The 21061-nt window shown below is 45.8% G+C and carries 17 protein-coding genes; 16 read left to right on the forward strand and 1 reads right to left on the reverse strand.

Going from position 1 to position 21061, the window contains the following annotated elements:
- The first annotated feature begins 62 nt into the window (after positions 1-62).
- The 6 genes from V5G21_RS10955 to V5G21_RS10980 all read left to right on the forward strand — a co-directional run bounded on the left by V5G21_RS10955 (position 63) and on the right by V5G21_RS10980 (position 8332).
- Positions 63-1772: a sigma-54 interaction domain-containing protein gene (locus V5G21_RS10955; RefSeq protein ID WP_338464675.1), complete on the forward strand. Its 1710-nt coding sequence runs from the start codon at positions 63-65 to the stop codon at positions 1770-1772.
- Positions 1773-1897: 125 nt separating this feature from the next.
- Positions 1898-3082 (forward strand): iron-containing alcohol dehydrogenase, encoded by a 1185-nt coding sequence (locus tag V5G21_RS10960; RefSeq protein ID WP_338464676.1) that lies wholly within the window; start codon positions 1898-1900, stop codon positions 3080-3082.
- A 15-nt stretch (positions 3083-3097) separates the two neighbouring features.
- Complete coding sequence (locus V5G21_RS10965) at positions 3098-4429, forward strand: GntP family permease (RefSeq protein ID WP_063609440.1); 1332 nt, start codon at positions 3098-3100, stop codon at positions 4427-4429.
- A 211-nt stretch (positions 4430-4640) separates the two neighbouring features.
- Complete coding sequence (gene glsA / locus V5G21_RS10970; RefSeq protein ID WP_095327256.1) at positions 4641-5570, forward strand: glutaminase A; 930 nt, start codon at positions 4641-4643, stop codon at positions 5568-5570.
- Positions 5571-5694: 124 nt separating this feature from the next.
- Positions 5695-6855, forward strand: coding sequence for an iron-containing alcohol dehydrogenase (locus V5G21_RS10975; RefSeq protein ID WP_011245191.1), 1161 nt, complete (start codon positions 5695-5697; stop codon positions 6853-6855).
- A 58-nt stretch (positions 6856-6913) separates the two neighbouring features.
- Positions 6914-8332 carry an NAD-dependent succinate-semialdehyde dehydrogenase gene (locus V5G21_RS10980; RefSeq protein WP_011245192.1) on the forward strand — a complete coding sequence of 473 codons (1419 nt, stop codon included), beginning with the start codon at positions 6914-6916 and terminating at the stop codon, positions 8330-8332.
- Positions 8333-8440: 108 nt separating this feature from the next.
- Here V5G21_RS10980 and V5G21_RS10985 read toward each other — a convergent pair whose 3' ends face one another.
- Positions 8441-9892 carry a spore germination protein gene (locus V5G21_RS10985; protein WP_338464678.1) on the reverse strand — a complete coding sequence of 484 codons (1452 nt, stop codon included), beginning with the start codon at positions 9890-9892 and terminating at the stop codon, positions 8441-8443.
- A 143-nt stretch (positions 9893-10035) separates the two neighbouring features.
- Between V5G21_RS10985 and V5G21_RS10990 the strand changes: the two genes are divergently transcribed.
- The 10 genes from V5G21_RS10990 to V5G21_RS11035 all read left to right on the forward strand — a co-directional run bounded on the left by V5G21_RS10990 (position 10036) and on the right by V5G21_RS11035 (position 20897).
- Positions 10036-10446: a hypothetical protein gene (locus V5G21_RS10990; protein WP_011245194.1), complete on the forward strand. Its 411-nt coding sequence runs from the start codon at positions 10036-10038 to the stop codon at positions 10444-10446.
- A 433-nt stretch (positions 10447-10879) separates the two neighbouring features.
- Positions 10880-11374, forward strand: a complete 495-nt coding sequence (ectA, locus tag V5G21_RS10995; RefSeq protein ID WP_338464679.1) for a diaminobutyrate acetyltransferase — start codon at positions 10880-10882, stop codon at positions 11372-11374.
- Positions 11375-11403: 29 nt separating this feature from the next.
- Positions 11404-12684: a diaminobutyrate--2-oxoglutarate transaminase gene (gene ectB / locus V5G21_RS11000; RefSeq protein ID WP_011245196.1), complete on the forward strand. Its 1281-nt coding sequence runs from the start codon at positions 11404-11406 to the stop codon at positions 12682-12684.
- 36 nt (positions 12685-12720) lie between these two features.
- Positions 12721-13125 (forward strand): ectoine synthase, encoded by a 405-nt coding sequence (locus tag V5G21_RS11005; protein ID WP_338464681.1) that lies wholly within the window; start codon positions 12721-12723, stop codon positions 13123-13125.
- A 163-nt stretch (positions 13126-13288) separates the two neighbouring features.
- Positions 13289-14587 (forward strand): ABC transporter substrate-binding protein, encoded by a 1299-nt coding sequence (locus V5G21_RS11010; protein WP_251225718.1) that lies wholly within the window; start codon positions 13289-13291, stop codon positions 14585-14587.
- 18 nt (positions 14588-14605) lie between these two features.
- On the forward strand, positions 14606-15403 hold the full coding sequence (locus V5G21_RS11015; RefSeq protein ID WP_095327246.1) for a sugar phosphate isomerase/epimerase family protein: 798 nt from the start codon (positions 14606-14608) through the stop codon (positions 15401-15403).
- Positions 15400-16302: a carbohydrate ABC transporter permease gene (locus V5G21_RS11020; protein WP_235360804.1), complete on the forward strand. Its 903-nt coding sequence runs from the start codon at positions 15400-15402 to the stop codon at positions 16300-16302. Before V5G21_RS11015 ends, V5G21_RS11020 begins: the two co-directional genes overlap by 4 nt.
- Positions 16292-17101 (forward strand): carbohydrate ABC transporter permease, encoded by an 810-nt coding sequence (locus V5G21_RS11025; protein ID WP_011245201.1) that lies wholly within the window; start codon positions 16292-16294, stop codon positions 17099-17101. The genes V5G21_RS11020 and V5G21_RS11025 overlap by 11 nt, the downstream gene beginning before the upstream one ends.
- Before the next feature lie 2 nt (positions 17102-17103).
- Complete coding sequence (locus tag V5G21_RS11030; RefSeq protein WP_211182820.1) at positions 17104-18168, forward strand: ABC transporter ATP-binding protein; 1065 nt, start codon at positions 17104-17106, stop codon at positions 18166-18168.
- 1118 nt (positions 18169-19286) lie between these two features.
- Positions 19287-20897 carry a long-chain fatty acid--CoA ligase gene (locus V5G21_RS11035; RefSeq protein ID WP_338464688.1) on the forward strand — a complete coding sequence of 537 codons (1611 nt, stop codon included), beginning with the start codon at positions 19287-19289 and terminating at the stop codon, positions 20895-20897.
- Positions 20898-21061: the final 164 nt, after the last annotated feature.

Here is a 21061-nt window from a genome sequence, read left to right on the forward strand (position 1 = left end):
AAGAGGTATGCAAAAACGCGAACAAAAGCACTTAGACAAATTATTGGAATGGAGGAAATGCCGTGGTACAGCAAATGACCATCAACCAATCTGGTTTTCATGTAAGCCACTATTGGATCGAACCTGTTTCCTTTGCTCTCTATGAAGAACGGACCATCCAGGAGTGGGCCCGTCTGTTGCAACATGCAGGCTCTTTGATCGTGCTCGTGACAGAAGAAGATGAACCAGTTGGGGCGTTGCTTCCAGAAACGATTGTGGCAGCGATAAGCCATGGAGAAACAGCGATAGAAAAAGCGCTAGAATCGGTAGAAGTGATTGAAATCGAGGACAGGCGTGCACCTAGTCCAGACGGAAGTAAAGTGGTTCTCATCAAAGAGGGCAATGAATATATTGGGGCAGTCACAAGGGAAAACTGGCGGCGGGCGCGGGAAGAGTACGAGCAAAAAGCGATACTGGAAGCGATTTTAGAAAACGCCTATGAAGGGATCGTCATTGTCGATAAGCAAGGAAAGATCGTCAAAATGAACAATGCTTACCGCAGCTTTATTGGCGGAAAGGACGAAGCGGAAGTTGAAGGCAAGTTTGTCGCTGATGTCATTGAGAATACCCGCTTGCATGAAGTTGTAAAATCAGGCATTCCAGAGCGAGGCGAGATCCAACGGATTGAGGGCCAAAATATGGTGGTCCATCGTATCCCAATTTGGCAAAATCACCGTGTTGTCGGAGCTGTCGGCATGTTGATTTTTGAAGGTGTTTCCGAACTTTATGAAATCTTACAACGAGCACGCGTTTTTTTAAGTGAGGAGTCACCATCCACTGAACCAACAAAGAAGAACGCAACGTCAGTCGAGCGCCGGCTTATAGGAAGGAGCGAGGCACTCCAATCATGCAAATGTTTTGCCCGCAAAGTAGCACGCACAAAAGCGACAGTGCTATTGACAGGTGAAACAGGTACGGGAAAAGAGCTGTTTGCCCGTTTGATCCATCAAATGAGCAACCAAGCCAATGGACCATTTGTGGCAATTAATTGTGCTGCTATGCCAGAAACGCTTCTCGAAGCTGAACTGTTCGGTTACGAAGAAGGAGCCTTTACTGGCGCGCGACGAGGCGGGGCAGTAGGGAAATTCGAACAAGCCAGTGGCGGTACGCTTTTTTTAGATGAAGCAGGAGAAATGTCAAATGCGTTGCAAGCAAAGCTGCTTCGTGTGCTTGAGACGAAACAAGTTGACCGGGTTGGCAGCTGCCGGCCGGTCCAAACCGATTTTCGGTTAATTGCAGCGACCAATGCGGATCTCAACCAACTAGTGGCCGATGGCAAGTTTCGGAAAGATTTGTATTATAGGCTAGTGGCAATCACATTAAACATCCCACCGTTGCGTGAACGTAAAGAAGATATTCCTTATTTAATCAGCGCGTTTATGGACCGTTTTGCACAGGAATACGGGCTGAGACACAAACGATTTTGCGAAGACGCTTTGCATGCTTTCCTTGAGTATGATTGGCCAGGCAATGTTCGTGAGTTGGCGAATGCGATCGATTATATTATGGCAATCGGTGAAGAGGAAAAAGTGACAAGTAATACACTGCCGCCATTTTTGCGAAACCATGCAGCGAAGAAAGAATCATTAAAGACTGTGGCGAGACGTTCCGAGAAGGAGCGAATCGAGCAAGCGATCGTATTAGCAAACGGAAATAAGGCAAAAGCTGCAAAATTGTTAGGCATCCACCGTGCGACACTGTACCGTAAGCTAAAAGAACAAGAGTCGTCGTAATTTAACGACAGTGGCAAGGGGCTGTGTCGCAAATTTGCGATACAGTTTATAGAAAACGCTTACAATCATCTTGATTGGTAGTTGGCATCGTTTTTGCAATGGCAGAACAACAAGGAGGGGATTAGATGCAAGCAACAACCTGTCATTTGCCAGCCACGATTATTTATGGGGAAAACAGTTTTTTGCAAGTTGGAGTTGAAGCTGCGAAGCTTGGAAGCAAGGCGCTGATCATTAGCGATGCAGTAATGGAAAGGCTAGGAAATGTTGAACGGGCTCAAGCATTGCTTAAGAAAAGCGGAATCCCATCGTATTCCTATTTAGGTGTAGCAACTGAGCCGACAGATACGTACGTGTATGAAGCGTTGGAGTTGTTTCGTACAAAAGGTTGCAATGTCATTGTTTCCATTGGGGGAGGAAGCTGTATAGATACAGCTAAAGCTGTCGCGGTGCTAGCAGCCAATGGCGGATCAATCGATGAATACATGAACGGGCGTACGATTGCGCAAAAAGGGGCGGTTCCTTTAATTGCTTTGCCGACAACAGGGGGCACTGGTTCTGAAGCAACAGACGCGACAGTGATTACGAACACAGACACCAATGTCAAAATGATGATTAAACAGCAAGCCTTTATGCCACGGACGGCTATTGTTGATCCAATGCTGACAAAATCGACGCCTAAACACATTACTGCGGCTACTGGAATTGATGCGCTTACCCATGCGTTGGAGGCTTATATTAGCAAAAAAGCACATCCGTTTACCGATGGATTGGCGCTATCGGCAATGGAGCGGATTTTCCACTATCTATTGCCCGCCTATAAAGACGGCAACGACATGAAGGCAAGGCATGAAATGTTGTATGGCTCGCTGCTTGCAGGCATGGCTTTCTCCAATTCATCCGTTTGTCTTGTCCATGGGATGTCAAGGCCAATTGGCGCTCTCTTCCATGTACCACACGGTGTTTCCAACGCTATGCTTTTACCGGTTGTGCTTGAATATACAAAGGAAAGTTGCCAGGAGCGCCTTGCTTCAATCGGCCGTGTCCTCTTTCCAGGAAAAAGCGGCGAAGGGACTGAAACATTAGCTAATGCCGTTGTCGAAGAAATCGTAGCACTGTGCGCGAAAGTCGATATTCCTACATTGCCAGACTGGGGCGTTCAAGAAGAGGCATTTATGCCAATGCTTTCTAAAATGGCTGACGATGCGCTTGAAAGCGGAAGTCCGCAAAACAACCCGCGTGTCCCGTCAAAACGAGAGTTGATTGAGCTGTATGAGGCCCTCTTTCAACAAAAACCGGCCGTTTTCCATTAAGGGGGCATAGACAAAATGATCAGCATGATTGGCTTATTAGGCGCACTGGCCCTTTTAATCGTATTCACATTAAGAGGGGTTAATATTATTATTGCCGCTCTTCTTTCTTCTGTTCTTCTTGCTTTAACTGGAGGGCTTAACTTAAACGCGGCAATGGGCGGCTACTATATGGAGGGGTTTACAAACTATTTTGCTTCTTGGTTTTTGGTTTTTCTATTAGGCGCGATTTTTGGCAAAGTCATTCAGGACACAAAAGCCGCGGAAGCAATTGCCGATTGGATTGAGCGGAAATTAGGCGCAAAGTGGGCGCTGTTTGCGGTAATAGCCGCATGTGCGATTATGACTTACGGAGGCGTCAGTTTATTTGTGGTTGGTTTTACCGTTTACCCAATTGCTGTATCCTTATTTAAGCTCGCCGATTACCCGCACCGTTTTATACCGGTTGCCATCGTATTCGGTTCCATTTCGTTCACAATGACTTCACCTGGCTCACCTGAAATCCAAAACATTATTCCAACCGAGTTTTTTGGCACACAACCAACTGCTGGTGGCTGGATTGGTGTTGTAATTGCGGTCTTTATTATGATTGCAGGCGGCCTTTGGGTCAGGCATATGTTGAGGGCAGCGCTGAAAAAAGGCGAGCGTTTTTCGCTCCCAAAAGACAGCCCTCTATACGGGCTAGAGGGAAAAGCGCTTGATGAACTGGCGGCGGCAAAAGAGCGCCTATTGCCAAAGCCATTGTTTGCGTTGTTGCCGTTAGTGATTGTGCTTGTTTCTTTAAATGTGCTGTCGCTTTATATAGCCGCCAAAACGGCTGTATTGGTCGCGCTGCTTCTTGGCATCGGAACGACATGGCTGTTTAATTTGAAATTTGTAACGCAAGTCGGAGAGTCACTCGCCGTAGGCGCCCAAAATGCTCTTGTCGCAATTGCCAATACATGTGCTGTTGTCGGCTTTGGCAGTGTCGCTGCGCAAGTGCCTGCTTTTGATTTGTTTTTACAAGCATTATTGAATGCAGCAGGCCAACCGTTCGTTAGCCTAGCTTTGTTTGTCACAGTCATTTGCGGAATTACCGGATCTGCATCGGGCGGCCTCGGCATTGCTTTGCCGCTCATTGCCCCTGATTATATGGAAAGGGGCGTAGACCCAGGAGCGATGCACCGTATTTCCGCGCTAGCTTCGGGTGGGCTAGACTCACTGCCTCATAACGGTTTTGTCGTCACGACGATTCGAGCTATATGCGGAGAAACCCATAAACGAGCATATGGGCCTATTTTCTTAGTGTGCACCCTTTTACCGACTGTCGCACTTGCCATTGCCGTCGCGCTCTACACGTTTTTTTACTAATCCTAAACTGCACCGCAATTGAAAGACAGCATCGTTCAATTGCAGGTGCTGTTTTTATATAAGGGGGCGTTTGTTTGATTTTCACCGCTTTAACGAAGTGATTGTCAGTAGTGAAGGAACACGGATTTGGAAAGGAAACGGTTTTTTGTATGCAATCCGCCAAAGCAGCCAAGCTAATGAAAGAGACCGAAAAAAGAGAGGCGAGATTCGCATGCTATGCCGTTCAAATGATGAACTGGAATTGCTCATTAGCCAGGCAAGAGCGTTTGCTGGGCAAGGAGAAGTGGCTCAATATATACCTGCTTTAGCTGTTGCTCATAAACATGAGCTGTCGGTAGCCTTGTATTATCCTGATGGTAAAGGATTTATGGCTGGGGATACGGAAGAAAATTTCACGCTCCAAAGCATTTCAAAAGTGCTTTCCTTAGCGTTGGCGCTTATCGATCAAGGGGAAGAATGCGTGTTCACCCGTGTTGGAAAAGAACCGACAGGCGACCCTTTTAATTCAATCGCTAAATTGGAGACCAACAAGCCTTCCAAACCGCTCAACCCAATGATTAATGCCGGGGCTCTTGCCGTTACTCATATGATTAAAGGAAACACAGCAGGGGAGCGGTTTGAACGTTTATTGGACTTTATCCGTTGTTTGACAGGAAATGAGACCATTACGTATAACAAAGAAATCGCCAAATCAGAATTTGAAACAGCCCATTTAAACAGGGCGCTTGTTTATTTTATGAAGGAGCATGGCGTCATTGATGAAGATGTAGAAGAGCTTATGGACCTTTACACAAAACAATGTGCGATTGAAATGAATTGTATCGATTTAGCGAGGGTCGGTTGTGTTTTGGCCATGGACGGATGCGATCCTGACACAGGCAAACAGCTTTTGCCTATAGACGTTGCCCGAATATGCAAAACATTTATGGTCACATGTGGCATGTACAATGCTTCAGGTGAATTTGCCATCAATGTCGGCATTCCAGCCAAAAGCGGAGTGTCAGGCGGAATTATGGGGGCCGTACCGAAAAAATGCGGGATTGGCATTTGTGGGCCGTCTCTCGATGAAAAAGGCAACTCCATTGCCGGGATCAAATTGCTGGAAATGATGGCCAAACGTTATTCACTCAGCATGTTTTAAGCTGTGTACAGACCAATAAAAACACAGGTGTGCTCAATTAATAGTGTGAAAGAGTAAAAAAAGGCGGTGCCCTCCCCAGAAAAAGGGATGTTCTGCTAAAATGTTGAAACAAGGAGGCAATAAAATGGTGCACATTTTTAAAAGCGCTTACAAAATTATGACAGGCGTAGGAGCGATTTCCCATTTAGGTAGTGAAATAGCAAGGTTAAAAATGAACCACCCCCTTGTCGTAACTGATAAAATGATTAAGAAGGCCGGGCTGCTTGAGGAAGTAACAGTGGCACTTGCTGGGCGTAGCTATGGCATATTTTTAGAAGTGGAGCCAGAACCAGCATTTTCAGTTGTGGAAGCGTGCAAACAAACATTTGTCGCTGGGGGCCATGATGGCGTGATTGCCATAGGAGGCGGCAGTGCCCTTGATACAGCGAAAGCGACGGCGGCTTACGTTCGTTATAACGGTGCACTTGCTGATTTGATTGGCACTGATTTAGTTCCTACAAAAGGGGTCCCACTCATTGCCATTCCGACCACAGCGGGAACAGGCTCCGAGGTAACGAATATTGCAATTCTGTCCGACAATGACGCTAAGCTAAAAAAAGGGATGGTTAGTGACCATTTGCTTCCTGATGTGGCAATCGTTTCTCCAGAATTATCGAGGACAACCCCTCCTGCTGTTACAGCTGCGAGCGGCATAGACGCCCTTGTCCATGGAATTGAAGCGTACTTATCTGTAAATGCATCGCCCCTTACAGATGCTTTCGCTCTTCAGGCAATTGAAAAAATTGCCCGGAATTTACCGGAAGCATACGCAAAGCCAACAAACCTCGCAGCACGGGAAGAAATGGCCGTTGCCAGCTTAATGGCTGGCATGGCATTCGGCAACGCCGGAGTTGGCGCTGTCCATGCCCTCGCTTATCCTCTTGGGGGAAGGTTTAACATGGCCCATGGTGTCAGTAACGCCGTGCTGTTGCCCTATGTAATGAGGGAGAACAAAGTTGCCTGCGTCGACCGGCTTGCTGTTATCGCAGAAGTGTTAGGCGTAAAGGAGATAGGGATGGGAGCGAGTGAAGGGGCTGACCAGGCGATAAGCGCCATGGAGCGTCTTTGTGATCAAGTCCATATTCCAAGCAACCTTAGAGAGTTTGGCATAAGACGTGCAGACCTTACGGCTATGGCAGAAGATGCAAGCAAAATCGATCGGCTCTTAAAGAACAACCCCCGTCCGCTTGAGCGTGATACCATTTTGTCGATTTATGAACGAGCATGGGCAGGGCGGTCAGTGTAGTGTGTGCAGTGAAAAACGGAAATGGTGTTTTTCGAACATGAAAAGGAGTGAGCTTGTGATGAATCATGCACTGTTTATCAACAATGAGTGTGTAGCGACAGACGACATGATCGAAGTAGAAAATCCCGCGACAAAAGAAGTGATTGGCACCGTTGCAAATGGGGGAAAACAGGAAGCTTTAGCAGCAGTCGACGCTGCGGCGGCGGCATTGCCAGAATGGCGAGCAAAAACGGCGGCAGAACGAGGCGCGTACTTGCAAAAGTGGTACGAGTTAATTCAACGGGAGGAAGAAGAAATTGCCAAGTTAATGACACTAGAACAAGGGAAGCCTTTTGCAGAAGCCCTTGGTGAAGTCCGCTATGCCAACAGTTTCTTGTCTTGGTATGCAGAAGAAGGGAAACGTGTTTATGGCGAAACGGTCCCTGCGGCAGCAACCAATAAGCGTATATTTGTGCAAAAGCAAGCCATTGGTGTTATCGCTGCGATTACGCCATGGAATTTTCCCGCTGCCATGTTAACGAGGAAGCTAGGGCCTGCTTTGGCAGCAGGTTGTACAGCCGTTATGAAACCATCAGAGTTAACGCCATTTACTGCTTACCGGATCGTGGAATTGGCTAAAGTAGCAGGCATTCCAAAGGGTGTCGTTAATATGATTACAGGAGACGCCCAACAAATTGGGGAAACGTGGATGGCCGATGAACGGGTGCGAAAAGTGTCATTTACTGGTTCAACTCGTGTCGGCAAACTGCTGATGCGGCAGGCAGCCGATACTGTCAAAAAACTGTCGCTCGAATTAGGCGGTCACGCTCCTTTTATCGTAACTGCACAGGCTGATATTCAAAAGGCAGTAGACGGTCTCATTGCTTCAAAGTACCGCAATGGCGGACAGACATGCGTCTGTGCAAACCGCATTTACGTCCACGAGTCGATAAAAGCGCCTTTTGTAGAGGCTTTTGCTGCTGAAATGAAAAAGCTAAAAGTAGGCAACGGCATGGAACCAGACAGCCACATTGGCCCTCTTATTAACGAAGCAGCGGTTGCAAAAGTGCAAAAGCATATTGAGGATGCACAGGCAAAAGGAGGCGAAGTGATCTTTGGCCAAGAAGCCGATGCCACAAATGGCTACTTCCAAACGCCTGCCCTTATTGCCAATGCGACCGATGACATGCTTTGCATGAAGGAAGAAACATTTGGACCGCTTGCGCCGATTGCCACGTACACGTCAACGGAAGACGTGATTGAAAGGGCCAACCATTCCCCTTACGGTTTAGCAGCATATGTGTATTCAAATGACCTATCGGAAGCTGTTACGATTGCGGAAAGGCTTGAATACGGCATTGTCGGGCTGAATGATGGTTTGCCTTCGGTCGCCCAAGCGCCATTCGGCGGCATGAAAGAAAGCGGCCTAGGCCGTGAAGGTGGCCATTGGGGCATTGAAGAATATGTAGAAGTGAAATATATATCGTTGCAACTTTAAAGAGAACCACCCATTCCTCCGCGGGAATGGGTGGTTTAATCATATGTTATTTAAAGAAAGGCGATGCTTTGAGATTCGCCTCATCCCACAATTAATTCATCTCGTTCCTCAGTAGCTGCCTCTTCGATTCTGGGCAGCCTCTGCTTTTTTAAAAGGCAGCGGCGTCGGTTTGTTGATGGCCATCGTCAAAGTAGGGCGGAAAATCGTGTCATGCCATTTATCAGGCTGAAACGGAATAAACGGATAGAGATATGGAATGCCAAGGGACCTTAAATGGGCCATATGGATGATGACGGCGGTTGTCACAGCAAACATTCCTGCAAAGCCAAAGAAATGGGCTACGATAATCAACGTTATGCGAATAAAAAAAATCGGAGAAAGCAGCCCGCGGTTTAATACAGGAAAACTAGTTATATAACAAACGCCAATGACGACGATGGTAATCGGATGGAATAGGCTAACATTTGTAGCAATATCGCTAATGAGCATTGTGCCGATAAACGTCACTGCAAAAATCGTATTGCCAGGCAAGCGATAGGAGCCATCCATAATAAGCTGCAATAAAAGAATGACAAAGACAAGCTCGATTGTATAGGGGGCAAGGGTTTCATGGGTTTTCACAAGCTGGTTAGCCACTTCCGTCGGTATGTGATCGAGATGAAAACGGATGATCGCTACAGTAATAGCTGGAAAAAAGGTGGCAATAAAAAAATACAAATACCGAAGAGGACGTGCGCCAAAGCGGCCAAATTCGGATAAGTAATCGTCTTGGTTTTGGAAGAAATGAAAAAACAGGCTTGGTGCCAGAATCGCCAATGGCGATCCTTCTACGAGCAAGACAATTTTCCCTTTTGCCAATGCCAATGCGCACGCATCTGGGCGGTCGTTCGCCATTGTCCGAGGGAACAGAAACCCTTTCCCTTCGAGCGCGTCAGTTGCAATTTGCGAAATGATGAATTCGGCTACATGCACTTGTTTAAGCCTTTCGCGGACTTCTTTGACAAGGTCTGGATTCGTTTTTCCGTGAAGCGAGACAATCGCCATTTTTTTTGCAGCGTTTTCTCCGACTTCTAATGTTTCGATCGCTAATTCCGGGCTACGAAAATAATTACGGAGCAAATTCATGTTAACGTCAAGGCTTTCCGTCAAAGCCGATGCTGGCCCTTCATACACGCTGCTTGTAAGGGGCACGCTGACGCTGCGGACATTCCACATCGCGCAATCGATTAAAACAGGCTGTTCGTTTTTCAACAATACAACTGCTTGGCCGTTCATCATTTCCCGTTTTATTTGTTCCACAGTGGCATTTGGTAGCGGGGTGCCGTCTTTCAGCCAAGTCGTAACAGATTCAGTCGGGTATGACTGCTTTGCGAGACGGAAACGAGTAAGGGGATCAACGATTAACGCATGCAACTTATTTTGGTCGACAATCTCTTGAATGAATAGCACAAGCGCTTGGTCTGTCTCTAAAATCGGAATTTCCAGTGTTTGCACGCTGTTTGATTGGTAAAAAGCACTTTTAATGGCCGCAGCACATGCATTTTGATCCGTTGTCCTCATGCCATTTCTTCCTTATCTGTTGTTAGTTTCCAATTAGTATTAGGAATTAAGACGATGCTATACACAAAAAATGGATATTGTTCACCATTCCATGGGCAGTTGCGTAGGCTAGCAAAAAGGTTATAAAAAGGAGTTGCTCGTTTATGTACAATGGGCATGATTACCCAATGCGCTTTAGCCCAGGCACGTTTCCATTTCCGCCAACACAAGGTGGCCCACCTGGACCCCCGCCCACACAAGGAGGGTTTTTCCCAGGCCAGGGAGGCCCCCCGACGACTTCCACAGGTCAAGGAACGGGGGCGCCGCCTGGCCCGCCTCCTTCCCAAGCTGCTTTAAGCACTTTAGGGGCGCCTTCTGTTTTTGCTGTTGATCCTGGAGCGATCGCAGGCTGCCTGTTTCGTTATACGTTTATCCGCCTAAATAACGGCGAATCGTTTTGGTTTTACCCTACTTTTGTAGGCCGGCGCTCTGTAGCAGGCTGGCGTTGGTTTTTCTTCCGTTGGGTATTCTTTGGCATTGACACTGAGCGAATTGCTTCATTTCAGTGCGTGTGACAGTAACATCAATCAAACTGATTTAAAATGTAGACGAGAAAAAATGGGAATAGGTCGAGGGGTAGTCAGCATAGTCCAGCCAAACGACGACGTATGCGAGCCCTTGGCGACTGGCTGAAAGGAGGGGGAACCCTCCTTTTTTTGTTTTTCATAAGCAAAAGGCGAATATGGAAGGAAACGTGACTTTTAAGGAGGATATGAAAAGGAGCCTACTCTCTGCTCGACTTAGCACGACTCAGCCACATCAATCCAATTATATCCAACGATTAAGCGTTTGCATTTGTTGCCACGCCCCCCTATCATTATAGAAGGCAAAGAAAGTTGCCTATGTTCTTTCATAAAATTTTTCAAAAACGAACGTTTAGAATGATGAGAGACGGGTAAGGAAACAGTGTCTGGCAAAAACGAAATGATAAACGAAAAGGAGGCTGTTATGGTCCAGACACCAGTACTAACGTTAACAAAGCCAACCGTGGAAGATGGCGCGGCCATGTGGCAACTGGCGAAATCGTCTTCGCTCGATACAAACTCGTCCTACAAGTACATTATGATGTGCGAATATTTTGACGATACATGTATTGTGGCAAAAGATGGCGACGAAGTAGTAGGATTTATTACCGCTTTTATTCCTCCTAAACAGCAAGATACGTTGTTTATTTGGCAAATCGGGGTAGCAGCGTCCCAACGGGGGCGAGGGCTCGGCCTTGACTTGATCAATAAGCTGATTGAGCGAGAGGCAAGCAAGGATATCCGTTACGTGGAAGCAACGGTAACACCTTCGAACAAAGCTTCGCAAGCGTTATTCAGGAAATTAGCCCGAAGCCATCAAACAGACTGCCAAGTGTCTAGTTGTTTTTCGGAACAGTTATTTCCTGGAGATAGCCATGAACAAGAAAACACGTTTCGCATTGGACCACTTCGTTCTTAAACGAAAAAATGAAGGAGGAACAACAGACAGTGAATGAAACAATGAGCATTTTCAATGAATTGGAATCAGAAGTGCGTAGTTACTGCCGCAGCTTCCCGGCTGTTTTCACGAAAGCAAAAGGCTGGAAAATGTGGGATGAGGACGGAACGGAATACATCGACTTCTTTGCTGGAGCAGGGGCGCTCAATTATGGCCACAATGATGAAAAAATGAAGCGTGCTCTTATCGATTATATTGCCGATGACGGAATTACCCACTCACTCGATATGGCAACAAAGCCAAAAGCAGCATTCCTAAAAAAATTGAACGAAGTGATTTTAAAGCCACGAAAGCTTAATTACAAAGTGATGTTTCCTGGTCCAACAGGCACAAATACAGTTGAATCAGCCCTGAAGCTGGCTCGCAAGGTGACAGGGAGGACAGAAATCATCAGTTTTACAAATGGCTTCCACGGAATGACAATCGGGTCGCTTTCGGTAACAGGGAATGCTTCTAAACGAAAAGGGGCAGGCATCCCTTTGACTAATGTTGTAACGATGCCGTATGACAAATTTGGAGATGAAGAAGTCGATACACTTCGTTATCTCGAACAGTTTTTACATGACAATGGCTCTGGAGTAGACATTCCGGCGGCCGTCATTCTCGAAACTGTTCAAGGAGAGGGCGGCATTAATGCCGCACGTATGGAATGGTTACAGCAATTAGAGCGCATTTGCAAGAAATACGACATTTTAATGATTATTGATGATGTTCAGGCGGGAATTGGACGCACAGGGACGTTTTTTAGCTTCGAGGAAGCAGGCATTACGCCTGACATTGTCTGCCTGTCTAAATCAATTGGCGGGTATGGATTGCCATTAGCTCTCACCCTTTTCAAACCTGAACTTGATATTTGGGCTCCGGGCGAGCATAATGGCACATTCCGTGGAAACAACCACGCCTTTATTACAGCAACGGCAGCATTGTCCTACTGGGAAGACCCATCGTTTGAACAAGCGATTAAAGACAAGTCAAAGAAAATCCATGCTTTCTTAACGAAACTTGTTGACTCATATCCAGAAATGGATGGTTGTGTAAAAGGAAGGGGCTTTATGGCTGGAATCGGTTCAAAAGTAGACGGCCTAGCTGGAAAAGTAGCGGCTGAAGCATTTAAGCGCGGCTTAATCATGGAAACGGCCGGTCCAGAAGATGAAGTCTTTAAGCTGTTCCCGCCGCTCACCATTTCAGATGAGGACTTAGAAAAAGGCTTTGCCATTATAGAAGAAAGTGTACGCGCCGTCCTTGGCGTAAAAGAGCCTGTCACCACTTAAACAAGCGTTAGTTACTTAATCATTGGAGGAGAGAAAATGAAAGTAGTCAAACTGGCAGACATTATTGGCACGAACCGGGATGTAGACGGCGGCAATTGGCGGAGCCAGCGGATTGTTGTCGATTCAGACGGTATGGGTTATTCTTTGCATGACACGCAAATTAAAGCTGGCACAGAAACGCATCTTTGGTACAAATACCATCTTGAATCGGTTTACGTGATTGAAGGGGAAGGCGAAGTGGAGACGGTAAAAGATGGAAAAGTATGGCCAGTCAAGCAATACGAATGTTATGTGCTCGACAAAAATGATGAGCACTTACTGCGGGCGAAGACGGATATGCGCATGGTCTGTGTGTTTAATCCACCCGTTACAGGCGAAGAAGTTCATGACGAAGACGGTGCCTATCCTCTTCCAGAACATATAAAGCCTCTAAACTCATAGAGCGGGAAAAGATTGAAATCGACAAAGGGCAATGGCTCTTTGTCTTTTTTTTGTCCACTTCCTTTACAAACGTTTTACAAAATATTTGCTTCCCTCTCATTAGAAATTAATAGCCTGTCTTTATACTAGACATGTATTTAACCAACAAAGGGGTGGAGAGACTGTGTGGAAGAAACATGCAGCCTTGTTATCGACACTAGGCACGGTCACTGTTTTAGCAGCTTGTGGCGGCACGGAAGGGGCAACCACGAGTGAAGAGAAAGTCACGATTGAGTATTGGCATGTAAACAACGAAGACTGGGGCGGCAAAGCAATTAAAGAGCTGGTCGAACAGTTTAATGCTTCCCAGGACCGTATTGAAGTAAAGGAATCTTTTCAGCCTGGAAATTATCAAGGGCTGTTGCAAAATGCCCAGGCGGCGCTAAGTGGAGGCAATCCACCAGATGTCGCGCAAATTGGCTACAACTACATAGCTTATGTCGACCAAAACGTGCCTTATGTCCCTGTGTCCGAACTAGCGGCTAATGATGAAGAGGGGGAAGCGTTTTTAAACGAATCTTATCTCGACAATATTAAAGCGCTTGGGTATTCCAACGATAAAGAAACATTGGCTGGATTGCCTTATGCCTTAAGCAATCCAATTATGTATGTCAATGCAGATTTACTAAAAGAAGCTGGCTGGAATGTAGACGAGCTGCCGCAAACATGGGATGAGATGCAGGAAATGGCCAAAATGGTAAAGGAAAATACAGGGGAGTACGGCCTCTATGTTCAACAGCCCCCAGATAGCTGGGCGGAGTACTCACTTGTTCGTTCAAATGGCGGGGATTTCCTCGATGTTAGTAGCGACGAAGTTGTATCAACCATCGGTTCCACGGAAAGTGTGGAAGTGTTTGATATGCTTGGACGCATGATTGAAGACCAACATGCCCTCCATGTGACGTGGGAAGAAGGCATACAGGCATTTGCCACAGGAAAAGTCGGGATGATGATGACAACCGTAGGCCGCCGGGCTGCGATTGAAGAACAAAGCAACTTTGATTTGCGTTCCGTCGAAATTCCAACCTTTGGGGATAAAGAGCGCCAAGTAGCTGCTGGCGGGAATGCGCTGTTCTCATTTTCACAGGATCCAGAGAAACAGGCAGCGGCGTGGGAATTTATGAAGTATTTATCAAGCCCAGAAGCCATGGAAATTTGGGTTGAAGGGACTGGTTATCTACCGCCGGTCAAAGGACTGGCAGAAGATCCAGATACGTTAGGTCCTTTTTTTGACGAAAATCCGATCATGCAAACCGCTAATCGGCAAATGGAATCGATTGTCCCTTGGATCAACTTTCCAGGTGCAAATGGTTTGCAGGCAGAGCAAGCGATTCTAGATGCAAGGGATCAAATTTTTGACGGTGCCGATGCGGAATCGGTTTTGAAAGAAACAGAATCAAAAATCAATGGATACATCCAATAAGCGAGAGGCGGACATGCAATGAGTGTATATATCAACCTGCTTCCTTTTATGAAAAAAATTAACGATGCCCCAGCTTTTTTACAGGATTGGGGTGGCGGAATTGAAATCTCGACAGACGGCCCCCATTGGCATGGCGATACCGATTGGGCTCAGGAGAAAGAGCGGTTTGCTTCCTATGCAGGTGACATTGGCGTCCACTTGCCAATTTGGGAATTAAACTTGGCCTCTGTCCAGTTCCCTCAATATGCGGCCTATTCCTTTGAAGCATACCGTACGTACTTAGAATGGGCTTCTACATTTGCAAGCCATGCTGTGCTCCACACTCATCTATACAACATGCCTTTGTTTCACCGAGAAGAAGCACAAGCTTTATCGAAGCATTACATAAAACAGCTCGGTGATATCGCTGAACAAAAGGGCATCATGCTATTGGTTGAAAATGTCGGTTTTCACGATAAGATGCTGTTTGATGAACGGGAATTTGTCCAATTGTTCGAGGAAATTCCGGCGATTCAAGCATTGCTTGATGTCGGCCATGCCACAATTAACAATTGGGATATAGCAAATGTGATTGAAGCGCTAGGGACAAGGCTGTCTGCTCTTCATTTGCATGATAATGACGGCGAAAATGACTTGCATTTGCCAATTGGCGCAGGAGTGACACGCTGGAATGAGATTTGGCAGGCCGTTGCCGAGCAAACACACTCTCTGCGATTAATTTTAGAATATGACGAGTCAGCATCACTAGAAGTGTTGAAGCGCCACGGCAACGAGCTTTTACAAGCAGGAAAAGTGGTTGGGAAGATAAACGTATGAAGATGAAACCAGCAAGCGGTTGGCTGCAGCGGATAAAGCCGCTTTTGTTTATCGCTCCTGCGATGCTGCCGATTGTTCTCTTTATTTTCGTTCCTCTAGTTCGCTCGATTTATTGGAGCTTTTTAGAATGGAATATGGTTAGTCCAACCAAAACATGGGTCGGTTTAGACAATTACGTCGAATTGTTTTCAAATCGCGAGTTTTTAAACGCATCAGCGAATACGCTATGGTACATGGGCATGCTGCTCGTCCTAATCTTGTTTGTTCCTTACATGACAGCCTACGGAGTCACGCAAGTTTCAGGGCGGTGGCAACATTTTTATCGTGGCGCTCTTTTTGTACCGCACGTGCTGTCCCTTGCCGTTGCGTCTGTCATCTTCTTATGGTTATACAATCCATTGATTGGCTCAGTGAATGAAATTCTCCGTTTCTTTCAACTTCCCGATGTCAACTGGCTAAATGATGCCAATTGGGCGCTGTTTGCGATTACGCTTGTCGTGGCCTGGAATACGTTTGGCTATCACTTTATTGTGTTGCTTGCTGGAATTTTAAGTGTCCCTGAAGAAGTGAAGGAATCGGCCCGTGTAGAAGGAATGAAAAGCAAACTTGGCATGTTGCGCCGGATTGTTTTTCCGCTTACAGGACCAACAATTTTGTTCGTATTTGTGTTAACGACCGTAATGGGCATCCAGTTTGCTTTTGTGCCGATTCAAATGCTAACCAATGGCGGCCCAGACCAATCAACAAGCAATTTGGTGTTCTTAACGTATCAGTATGGGTTCCAGTTTTTTCGCACAGGACTTGGGTCAGCAACTGCCGTGTTAACGTTTTTGTTTTTTGTTCTGATCATTTTGCTTCAGGCTAAAGTGCTTGATCGGAGGGTCCATTATGAAAGTTAACGGATGGCATTTGTTATTGGCGATTTGCCTGGTCCTTAGTTTTTTTCCGGTTTTGACAATGGCGGCAACCGCTTTTCTTGAAACAAGCCAGTTGTTTGCAGGTGGTTTGCAATTATTGCCGATTCCGCCTACATTAGACCATTTTAGCCAAGTGTGGGAGTCGATCCCGATTTTACGCTATATGGGCAACTCTTTCTTCGTCGCAACAGTGGTTACATTGATACAACTGTTCACTAGCATCCTTGCTGCTTACGGGTTTACTCAATTTCAATTCCGTGGAAGAGAGTTTTGCTTTTACTTGGTTATTGCGAGCATCTTCATTCCTATTCAAGTGACGATGCTGCCAAACTATATTCTGTTAAGTGATTTAGAGCTTGTAAATACCTATTTCGGTTTAATAGTGCCGCAAATCGCAAATGGGATCGGCGTTTTCCTGTTAAGGCAATCGTTTCGGTCTGTTCCTGCCAGCCTAATTGAATCTGCTCGCGTGGACGGGGCAGGGGATTGGCGCAGGCTTTGGAAAATTTTATTCCCGTCGGTTAAGCCATCGGTGATTGCTCTAGGCATTCTCTTTTTTATTACGACATGGAACGAATATTTATGGCCGTTACTAATGATTAACGACAACGACTTGATGACGATGCCTCTGGCTTTGCAAGAATTTATAAGTGCAGAAGGGGGCACATCGTGGGGGCCGATGATGGCTGTCGCATTTCTTGCGTCTGTCCCGCCACTCGCTGTGTATTTGTTGTTGCAGCGACATATTATGAGCAGCTTTTTGCATACAGGGGTGAAGTAGCGATGACAGAAGATAAAAGCATTGTGTTTACACAAGTAGAGAAAAACTTTGGGCAGACAAATGTCATTCCGCCAATGGATTTAATGATTAACAGCGGCGAACGCCTTGTGCTTCTTGGGCCTTCTGGATGCGGCAAGTCGACATTGTTGCGACTGATCGCGGGTCTGGAACAGCCTACGTCAGGCACGATTTTAATGGGCGGGCAAGCAATGGCAGGGGTTGACGTTGCCGATCGCAATGTGGCAATGGTTTTCCAAAACTATGCCCTTTATCCCCATATGACCGTGTTTGATAACATCGCTTTTTCGCTCACGATTCGCAAAAAGAAAAAGCAAGACATACGCGAAGCAGTTGAATATGCCGCCGGACTGGTCGAATTAAAGCCGTATTTAGGGCGCAAACCTGCCGAACTTTCCGGCGGCCAACGTCAACGGGTCGCCCTTGCCCGAGCGGTCGTTAAACAAGCGCCGTTTTTCCTGTTGGATGAACCATTGTCCAATCTTGATGCGCTTTTGCGTGTGTCCGCACGCAATGACTTAATTGAACTTCATAACCGCTTGAAACAAACGATGGTCTATGTCACGCACGACCAATTAGAGGCAATGACAATTGGACAGCGGATCGCCGTGATGAATGGCGGTGTTATCGAACAAATTGGGACGCCTGAAGACATTTACGAAAAGCCCAAAACACGATTTGTCGCCACTTTTATCGGCACGCCGCCAATGAATATGCTGCCAGCTGATGCATTTGCCGACAGGGCGATGATTCCCGGAGTTACAGAAATAGGTGTAAGGCCCGAGCACATTATGTTTAAGAAGCTCCCAGAAGCGTGTGTCCTTCACGGGGAATATGTTCGCAAGGAATACATTGGTTCACGCTATGTCCATTACCTCACCATCAATGGCGTCACTATCCAAGTCGTGGCAGGGACAGAATCTTATACAACCGGGCAAAAAGTCGATCTCTCGATTCCGCCAGAGCATCTTCACTTTTTTGATGAAGCCGGCAATCGGATTGAAGTAAGCGCTAATGAACGACATGAACGATTGGCCGTTCATGCCTAACTAAAAAACGCTGCCACTCACAAACTACAGAGATAGAGATTTAAAGTAAACTTGGTAAGGAATAGGCCTAGGGAAGCGTCATAAGGACAATGGAACAAAGCTTCTATTGTCTTTTTTAATGCATTACAATCAAGACCATTCATTTTTCATTTGTTTGTCATATACATAGTGGAAGTAGAAAACGAAAAAATTTTTGCAAAAACAGATTTATTTCTTCTGAAAGTGGGTATGAAAGGGAAGGTAATTCTATTTTTTAAAAATTATGGCCGGATGTGCGATTAGCTTCTCAAACATGTTTTTACCGATGAGAAGAGTTTGCAGGGTACGGATCATCTGATCTTAGTACATAATTGAGGGTACAAGTTTGTGCGCGTGGTAACCTCACTTTTAATCTATAACGATGGGGGTAGCAAGTTTTTGGCATTTAAACCCCTATAAATGAACGAATGATTAACTTTTTACTATAGAAGTTTTGACAATAAGGGATTTTAAGAGGAAGGAAAAAATGAAAAGAATTACTTGGCGGTCTTATAGTATTCTTATTATTAGTGTACTCCTTGTCCTAAGTATTCTGTTGTTGGACTTTATTTCGCAATATGTTAATCAATTCACGTTAAAACTATATGGTTCTTTCATACCCTTAAGTATAATTGCTATATTTGTCTTAGCAGTAATTTGTTTTTGTTCAAAGACAGAGAACAAGGTAATACCAATCATAGCTTCGTTCATAGCCTTTGCAGGAATTGCTATAATTGCTTTCTTTGTGTATTTCGGAGCTAACTTTGCTAATTGACTATTAAACAGTCTTCCCTAGAAGTTTCTAATTTACATTTACCAATGCTTCGCCATTTAAACAAAGGACGAACCAACCAATAAAAGTATTAGTAGACTATCGAAAATCACCTCATTACCACCGTTCGTAAATCCCTTTTTATAAATTAGCAGGTGTTCAAAAATTACATGTCTCATAATTTTTAGTTCATATCGTAAAAAACGACATGAACCGATACATCAAACAGATTGCTTTTGACAAAAAAATCAAGTATGGTCATATTAAATGTAAGCGCTTTAAAAGGAAGACTTGTCCTCATCTTATAATCATTTAGGAGGAATTGCCGATGATGAACACGCCTTTAACGATTTCGTCGATGTTGGAACGGGCAGAGCGCTATTTTCCAAACAAAACAGTGGTATCACGAACGCATGACAACATCTACCGGTATACGTATGAGGAAATCGGCAAACGCGCAAGAGCACTTGCGAGCGCATTGACGAAACTAGGGTTAAAACGGGGGGAACGGGTGGGGACGATCGCTTGGAACCACCATCGCCATTTGGAAGCATATTTTGCTGCACCTGGTATAGGGAGCGTCCTCCACATGATTAATATGCGTTTGCCGCCTGATCATCTCGCCTTTGTGATTAACCATGCAAGCGACCAGATTTTGCTGATTGATGAAGATGTGCTGCCGCTCGTAGAAGCGATTAGGCCGCAACTGGAGACGGTGCATACGTTTGTAGTGATGACCGACAAAGATCAGTTGCCTTCGTCCACACTGGAACCGCTCTATTCTTATGAAGCATTGCTTGCAGAGGGGGATGACTGTTTTGCGTTTTGCGATGACATTGATGAAAATGAACAGGCAGCTATGTGTTACACATCGGCAACAACGGGGATGCCTAAAGGGGTCGAGTATTCCCATCGCGGCATTGTGCTTCATAGTTTAGTGCAGGGGCATGTAGACACGACGGCAATTAGCGAAAACGACGTGTGCATGCCCGTAGTGCCAATGTTTCATGTAAATGCCTGGGGCTTGCCGTTTAGTGCTACGTTCTATGGAGCGACACAAGTGTTGCCAGGTCCAGCATTTACCCCTCAGCTCCTTGCTGAGTTGATCGAAAAAGAACGGGTTACCTTTACCGGCGGCGTGCCGACTGTCTGGCTCGGCCTCTTGCAAGTACTTGAACATCATCATTATGATTTAAGCAGCTTGCGTGCTGTCATTTGTGGTGGTTCTGCGGCACCGCAAAGCATGATCGAGCGATTTGAACGTAAGTTGAACGTCCCGTTTTACCATGCCTATGGCTTAACAGAAACGGCCCCGCTCGTATCGTTTTCCCGTTTAAAAAGCCACCAGAAAAAGTGGGGCAAAGGCGAGCAATATCAAGCGAAGGCAAAACAAGGAATGGCCGTTCCGTTAATCGACATCAAAGGCGTGAACGCCAATGGGGAGATCCCTTGGAATGGAGAAGAAATGGGCGAGTTGCTCATCCGAGGCCCTTGGGTTGCCGACCGTTATTTTCACGATGAACGGAGTACAGAAGCATTCAAAGACGGTTGGTTCCATACTGGAGATGTAGTCACGATTGATGAGGAGGGAGCCATTAAGATCGTTGATCGCACGAAGGATTTAATCAAAAGTGGCGGGGAATGGATTTCTTCCGTTGATTTGGAAAATGCGATTATGTCTCACGAAGCTGTACTCGAAGCAGCAGTGGTCGCTGTGCCCCATGATAAGTGGCAAGAACGCCCAGTCGCTTGCGTTGTATTAAAAAAAGACAAACAGGCGACTAAAGAAGAAATTGTCGACTACTTGAAACCACAATTTGCCAAATGGTGGCTGCCTGACGACGTCGTCTTCATGGAGGCATTGCCGAAAACATCGGTCGGCAAATTTCTAAAACGTGCTTTGCGGAAGGAACTGTTCAATCAAAGCCGTTTTTTATAGGAGGAAGACGGTAAAGTTTGATAAGCTTGATTTGATGACGGTACAGCGGTGTACCGTCTTTTTATTGTACATTAATAGAGTACTGTCTCTACCCTTGATGATAAACTAGGGAAATTTTGCTTTTCCTTTTATTTATGTAAACGTCAATGATCTATCGGTTGACA

This window comes from Shouchella rhizosphaerae (assembly GCF_036700015.1).
Lineage (GTDB): Bacteria > Bacillota > Bacilli > Bacillales > Bacillaceae_D > Shouchella > Shouchella rhizosphaerae.

Excerpts from the sequence above, each read along its gene's own strand:
- V5G21_RS11015 (WP_095327246.1), top strand. The coding sequence starts at position 14,606 with ATGAGTGTATATATCAACCTGCTTCCTTTTATGAAAAAAATTAACGAT.
- V5G21_RS11035 (WP_338464688.1), top strand. The coding sequence starts at position 19,287 with ATGATGAACACGCCTTTAACGATTTCGTCGATGTTGGAACGGGCAGAG.
- V5G21_RS11005 (WP_338464681.1), top strand. The coding sequence starts at position 12,721 with ATGAAAGTAGTCAAACTGGCAGACATTATTGGCACGAACCGGGATGTA.
- V5G21_RS10985 (WP_338464678.1), bottom strand. The coding sequence starts at position 9,892 with ATGAGGACAACGGATCAAAATGCATGTGCTGCGGCCATTAAAAGTGCT.
- V5G21_RS11025 (WP_011245201.1), top strand. The coding sequence starts at position 16,292 with ATGAAAGTTAACGGATGGCATTTGTTATTGGCGATTTGCCTGGTCCTT.
- V5G21_RS10965 (WP_063609440.1), top strand. The coding sequence starts at position 3,098 with ATGATCAGCATGATTGGCTTATTAGGCGCACTGGCCCTTTTAATCGTA.
- V5G21_RS10990 (WP_011245194.1), top strand. The coding sequence starts at position 10,036 with ATGTACAATGGGCATGATTACCCAATGCGCTTTAGCCCAGGCACGTTT.
- V5G21_RS10960 (WP_338464676.1), top strand. The coding sequence starts at position 1,898 with ATGCAAGCAACAACCTGTCATTTGCCAGCCACGATTATTTATGGGGAA.
- V5G21_RS10975 (WP_011245191.1), top strand. The coding sequence starts at position 5,695 with ATGGTGCACATTTTTAAAAGCGCTTACAAAATTATGACAGGCGTAGGA.
- V5G21_RS10980 (WP_011245192.1), top strand. The coding sequence starts at position 6,914 with ATGAATCATGCACTGTTTATCAACAATGAGTGTGTAGCGACAGACGAC.
- V5G21_RS11020 (WP_235360804.1), top strand. The coding sequence starts at position 15,400 with ATGAAGATGAAACCAGCAAGCGGTTGGCTGCAGCGGATAAAGCCGCTT.
- glsA (WP_095327256.1), top strand. The coding sequence starts at position 4,641 with ATGCTATGCCGTTCAAATGATGAACTGGAATTGCTCATTAGCCAGGCA.
- V5G21_RS11030 (WP_211182820.1), top strand. The coding sequence starts at position 17,104 with ATGACAGAAGATAAAAGCATTGTGTTTACACAAGTAGAGAAAAACTTT.
- ectA (WP_338464679.1), top strand. The coding sequence starts at position 10,880 with ATGGTCCAGACACCAGTACTAACGTTAACAAAGCCAACCGTGGAAGAT.